Here is a 6,056-nt window from a genome sequence, read left to right on the forward strand (position 1 = left end):
ACTATCTTTGTTTATGGTATCATAGGTACTTGATAATTGCTTGATTATAATGTATGCGGAAAATATAATAAAATGAAAAAATCAACGATATGGTTACTCGCAGGGGTGATGGCATTTACCTTTTTCGGTCTACTATACTTGCAGATTAGTTATTTTCGCATTTCACTAAAAATGAGAAATGATCAATTTGAAGAAGCAGTAAGTAGAAGTCTTTACCAGGTATCGAAGAATTTAGAGCTGGATCAAACTAAGAAATTTCTGAATCAGGAGATTGTTGATTATCAGAATAAGATGGGGTATAAAGATCCTTTAACGGAGAAAACAATAACCCAGACCAAACAAATAAAAATGACTGATCCGACTGGTAATCCTATAATGAATATAGAGTATAACAGTTCTCAGACCACCAGTTTTAAATCTCCGAAGAATACTAATGCTCCCCGTGGGGGAGGCAACGCTCTGGCTCAGGCATCCTTTAATATACAGGAATTGTTGAAACAGCGTTATGATTATCAGCGGCAATTGCTCGATAATGTAATCTATAAGTTAATTCAGACATCCAGCTCAGTCCCTTTGGATGAAAAAATAAATTTCAAGACGCTAAACGACAATATAAAAGACGAACTCAGGTATAACGGTATAGAGTTGCCGTTTCAGTTCGAAATTGTAGATAAAAACGATAGGCCGGTCTATAAGCAGGAGAGTTATGCTGAACCCGATAAGAATGCTTTATATACTCAGGTGTTGTATCCGAACGATCCGATTGATAAGTTAAATTATCTCAGAGTATCATTTCCGACAAAAAAAGATTATCTTTTGAGCGAAATTTCGTTTCTTGTACCTGCTTTTGTGTTTACACTGATACTTTTGGTCACATTTATCATTTCTATCTATCTTATATTTAGGCAAAAGCGTTTGTCAGAAATGAAGAGTGATTTTATGAATAATATGACTCATGAGTTGAAGACACCGGTATCTACTATTTCTTTGGCGGCTCAAATGCTAAAAGATCCGAGTATAATGAAATCTCCTGAAATATTTAAGCATATATCAAGTGTAATAAACGATGAGACGAAACGGCTAAGTTTTCAGGTAGAAAAAGTATTGCAGATGTCTCTTTTCGAGAAACAGAAAGCAACTCTGAAATTCAAAGAATTAGATGTTAATGATGTTATAGTAAATGTAGCTAATACTTTTCAACTGAAAGTCGAAAAATTTGGAGGAAAAATAGATATTGATCTGGAAGCGGGCGACACATTAGTGAGTGCGGATGAGATGCATTTTACAAATGTTTTATTTAATTTATTAGATAACGCTCTTAAGTATAGAAGGGAAGATGTGACCTTGGAATTGATGATAAGGACATGGAATCAAAACAATAAGATATATATAAGTGTTGAAGATAATGGAATAGGTATTAAAAAAGAAGATGCTAAAAAAATATTCGAGCGCTTCTTTAGAGTATCGACCGGGAATTTACACGATGTAAAAGGTTTTGGATTAGGTCTGGCATATGTGAAGAAGATAGTTGAGGACCATAAAGGAACCATTAAAGTGGAAAGCGAATTGGGACAAGGAACTAAATTTATTATAAGTTTATTCAATATAAAGTAGAGATATTATGGAAGAGAAGTTGAAATTATTTTTATGTGAAGATGACGAGAATCTAGGAATGTTATTGAGAGAATATCTCCAGGCAAAAGGATTCGACACAGACTTATATCCGGACGGAGAAGCCGGGTACAAAGGTTTCGTTAAAGAAAAATACGATTTGTGTGTATTGGACGTAATGATGCCCAAGAAAGATGGAATAACATTGGTAAAAGAAATCAGAGCAATCAATCCCGATATTCCAATTATATTTTTAACAGCTAAAAATATGAAGGATGATATTCTGGATGGTTTTAAAGCCGGAGCTGATGATTATATTACTAAACCTTTCAGTATGGAAGAATTGGTGCTTCGTATCGAAGCTATATTCAGAAGAGTAAAAGGTAAAAAAGGTAAAGATCGTCAAGTATATCAATTTGGTAAAATGGTTTTTGATACTCAAAAACAAATTCTTACAATCAGTGGAGAAAGTACTAAGTTGACAACTAAGGAATCGGAATTATTAGGATTGCTTTGTGCTCATGCTAATGACATCTTGGAACGCAACCATGCTTTGAAACAAATTTGGGTTGATGACAACTATTTCAACGCAAGAAGTATGGATGTTTATATTACTAAGCTGAGAAAACTGTTGAAGGCTGATCCGGAAATTGAAATTATCAATATTCACGGAAAGGGTTATAAATTAATTGCCCCGACTAACGAAGAGGCTGAAGACAGCGAAGCTTAAGTAAAGGGTATAATACTACTATAAAAAAGAAAGTCATCTTTTAAATCAAAAGATGGCTTTCTTTTTATAAGGACTCTCATCTCATTTCTACTAATTTACAACTTCTACTAACCTCTAAATCTTTAACCTTGAGACTAACTGCATTGTTTTTGATTTTGATCTTCTCTGTATCTGGCTGTAGTCAGGGGCAGAAAACTGCAGATCGACACCATCTGACTGTATATAGTAATAAGTTAAGAATTCCATTGAAAGGAAAGAGAATCCTTCTCTATGGAGATAGTATATCATCCTCATCTTATCCTTGGTATAAATCGACTCTTGAAGAGCTAACGGGCGCAGAAGTTTATGCCGGAGGTTTTCCCGGATATACAACAAGCCGGTTAGCTCAAGATGCACAATTGCAATTGATCTACGATTATAAGCCGGATATTATTATCTGTTTAGTGGGTGGTAATGATGCCGGTGTAAAAGGTGAAGTCGGTACTTTTGGAGCTACTGACGAAGTTTTGGTTGAAGAAACAGATATTGCCCGGGATTATTCGGGACATGCTTTTATACAGGCTGTATCACATATTATCAGAAAGATCAATCAGCATTACGATATGGATGAAAATACTCATAGCTCATCAGCAGATAGTATTTCACCCGAAAAGCCATTTATCGTATTTGGTACAACTCTACCTCAAAAACGTAGTAACAGGTTCAATAAATTTTCGCAGCCTGATAACTGGCTACGAAAGAGAGATGCAGTAGTTGAATGTTGTGAAAAATATAAAGTTCCCTGTATAGACTTCTATACACTGTGCGATTGGGACTTTTCAAAGGAACCTTACTATACTTCCCCTACCGATATACATACAAATAAAGGCATCTATACAATGGACGGATTGCATCCCAATCAGAAAGGATACGAAGATATGGCACGCATTGTGTATGAAGAGCTGGCATTATAATCAACCGATAATATTTAATTATTCCTTTTGTAATTACAACAAACTAAAGCTGTTATACTAAACAAGATATTAAAAAGGTCTGAGACCTCAACCGATAATATCGAAGCGGGCAAATTTCAAAAGCAATTGTTTTACTCCTGCATTTTCGAATTCTACTGTCGCTTTTCTGCTGGCAGCATCCCCTTCTATAGCGCTTACTGTACCGATTCCAAAACGTTCGTGTTTGATTACTGCTCCTACCTGTATACCATAAATATCCTTTGTGAGAGGAGTCTTAGGTTCTGCATTTCGAGCATTCACAAAGTTTGGTTTCGAGTACTTGTCTTCGCGAGAAACAGGAATCTGAGGTCTTTCGAAAATAGATTCTTCTTTTCTTTTTACTTCTTGTAGCTCTTCCTTTTCTTCTCTGTTTCTACGGACTGTGTCCCAGAAATTACCTTGAGTTTGTTGAGAGAATCCTCCCATAGTTCCTTCAAGTACGCCTGCATTGGCGTTCAGAAACTCTCTGTCTATATCTTTAAGGAAACGGCTCGGATTACATGAGTTCGTCTGTCCATTACGAAAACGACTCTTAGCGTACGTCAACATACAGAATTGCTCGGCTCTTGTGATAGCCACATAAAACAAACGGCGTTCTTCCTCCAATCCCTTAGGTTCAGATTTAGTCATCGATGAGGGAAAGAGATCTTCTTCGAGACCGACAACAAAGACATTCTTAAACTCCAAACCTTTAGAGGCATGAATAGTCATCATTGTTACTTTCTCTTGCTCGACTTCTTTATCCGTATCCTGATCGCTAAGTAGAGATACTTCCGAAAGAAAGTCGATAAGTCCGATGTTTTGCTCACCTTCCTCAAGCCTCGACTCACAGAATTCGTGTATTCCACCTAAAAGTTCTTGTAAGTTTTCTTGGCGGCTCATTCCTTCCGGAGTCTGATCTTGATAAGCTTCTCTGGCGATACCGCTTTCTTTGACTATTTTGGTTGCTAATTCGTATGCTGAAGCAACAGGTAGTTCTTTTATGAAACCGTCAATCAGTGTATGGAAATCATTTAACTTCTTGGCAGTTCCCGTATTTACATTCAAATTATGCGCTAATGGGTCACCAATTGTTTCCCATAAACTCAGATTGTGGAGTTGTGCGGTATCTACAATTTTTCCGACAGTAGTATTTCCGATCCCACGTGTAGGGTAATTGATAATTCGTTTGAATGCTTCCTCATCTTTGGGATTGACCACCATACGGAAATAAGCAATTACATCCTTTATTTCTTTGCGTTGATAGAACGAAAGCCCACCATAAATACGGTAGGGTATATTCTTTTTTCTCAACGATTCTTCAAATACTCGAGATTGCGCATTGGTACGATAAAGAATCACAAAATCGCTATATGAAGAGTCTTTGCTTCTACGTAGGTCTTGTATTTTATTGGCAACAATAATACCCTCTTCGAAGTCCGAAAAGGCACTGGCGACTTCGAGTTTCTCACCTACCTGATTTTCTGAAAAGACATTTTTTTGTATCTGCCCTTTATTCTGTTTGATAAGGCTATTAGCAGCATTTACAATATTTTGAGTAGAACGGTAATTTTGTTCCAGTTTAAATATTCGTGCTTCGGGGTAATTGCTTTTATAGTTGAGAATATTATCAATATTTGCTCCACGAAAAGAGTAAATACTCTGTGCATCGTCTCCCACTACACATACACGGTGATGTGCATCCGCCAACTGTTTAACTACCAGATATTGTGCAAAGTTAGTATCTTGGTACTCATCTACTAGAATGAACTGAAAACGATCTTGATAAGTTTTTAATACCTCCGGGTGATCGCGGAACAATCTGTTGGTATAGTATAATAAATCGTCAAAATCCATTGTGTTGGATGCCTGCAAACGAGCATTGTACGATCGGTAAATATCCCTTACCATGGGTATCTTGGCTTTCATGTCATACTCCTGCATTTCCTTGCTTTGTGCATAGGCAACAGGCGATACTAAGGCGTTTTTGGCATTAGATATCATGGCCTGAATGCGTGCGGGTTTATATGTTTTATCATCAAGCTGATACTCTTTAATGATAGTCTTTATCAGATTACGAGAGTCTGCCGAATCGAATATGGTAAAATTGGAAGTAAAGCCTATCTTTTCGGCTTCGGTTCTGAGGATTCTCGAAAAGATAGAGTGAAACGTACCCATCCACAGCCGGCGGGCAACACTTTCGCCCATCAACTGTCCTACACGGGCTTTCATTTCACGTGCTGCCTTATTGGTAAACGTCAGAGACAATATATTGTGAGGGGGAAGCCCCAGATTAAGCAGATAAGCAATTTTGTAAGTAAGCACACGTGTCTTGCCCGATCCTGCTCCGGCTATAACCAGAGAGGGACCATCATTATATTCAACAGCTTTGCGCTGCGATTCGTTTAGTTCTTGTAGTAGATTCTCTATATCCATATATAAGGCAAAGATACATAATGCAACAAACCCATTGAAACAAATCAGGTATAATTTAGGCCAAACTCATCAAATTTATAACAAGGTGACATTCGTTACAAAAGTTCCAAAAAGTAATCAATAAAGTAACAAAGGTCACTGCCGGGTGTTACTTTTTGTGTTACTTTAATTTGTTGTTAATCAGTTGTTAGTAGTTGAAAAGGTAACAAAAGTCTAAGTACATGACAAAAATTTTATAGGATTTGTATTTATCTGACAATAAGGGTTTAACAACCATTGTGCTATATTGTCTAGTCCATACTTAAAGA

4 protein-coding genes are annotated in these 6,056 nt (G+C 36.9%); 3 read left to right on the forward strand and 1 reads right to left on the reverse strand.

Going from position 1 to position 6,056, the window contains the following annotated elements; genetic code table 11:
- The first annotated feature begins 72 nt into the window (after positions 1-72).
- The 3 genes from CLV62_RS11995 to CLV62_RS12005 all read left to right on the forward strand — a co-directional run bounded on the left by CLV62_RS11995 (position 73) and on the right by CLV62_RS12005 (position 3,294).
- Entirely contained in the window at positions 73-1,614 is a 1,542-nt protein-coding gene (locus tag CLV62_RS11995; protein ID WP_110311025.1) for a sensor histidine kinase, read from the forward strand.
- 7 nt (positions 1,615-1,621) lie between these two features.
- Positions 1,622-2,341 (forward strand): response regulator transcription factor RprY, encoded by a 720-nt coding sequence (rprY, locus tag CLV62_RS12000; RefSeq protein ID WP_050710144.1) that lies wholly within the window; start codon positions 1,622-1,624, stop codon positions 2,339-2,341.
- Between the two features lie 245 nt (positions 2,342-2,586).
- On the forward strand, positions 2,587-3,294 hold the full coding sequence (locus tag CLV62_RS12005; RefSeq protein WP_170120052.1) for an SGNH/GDSL hydrolase family protein: 708 nt from the start codon (positions 2,587-2,589) through the stop codon (positions 3,292-3,294).
- An 87-nt stretch (positions 3,295-3,381) separates the two neighbouring features.
- Here CLV62_RS12005 and CLV62_RS12010 read toward each other — a convergent pair whose 3' ends face one another.
- Positions 3,382-5,748, reverse strand: a complete 2,367-nt coding sequence (locus CLV62_RS12010) for an ATP-dependent helicase (protein ID WP_185144263.1) — start codon at positions 5,746-5,748, stop codon at positions 3,382-3,384.
- Between the last annotated feature and the right edge of the window lie 308 nt (positions 5,749-6,056).

Source organism: Indolivaga alginatilytica (assembly GCF_003201355.1).
In the GTDB taxonomy this organism is placed as follows: domain Bacteria; phylum Bacteroidota; class Bacteroidia; order Bacteroidales; family Dysgonomonadaceae; genus Dysgonomonas_A; species Dysgonomonas_A alginatilytica.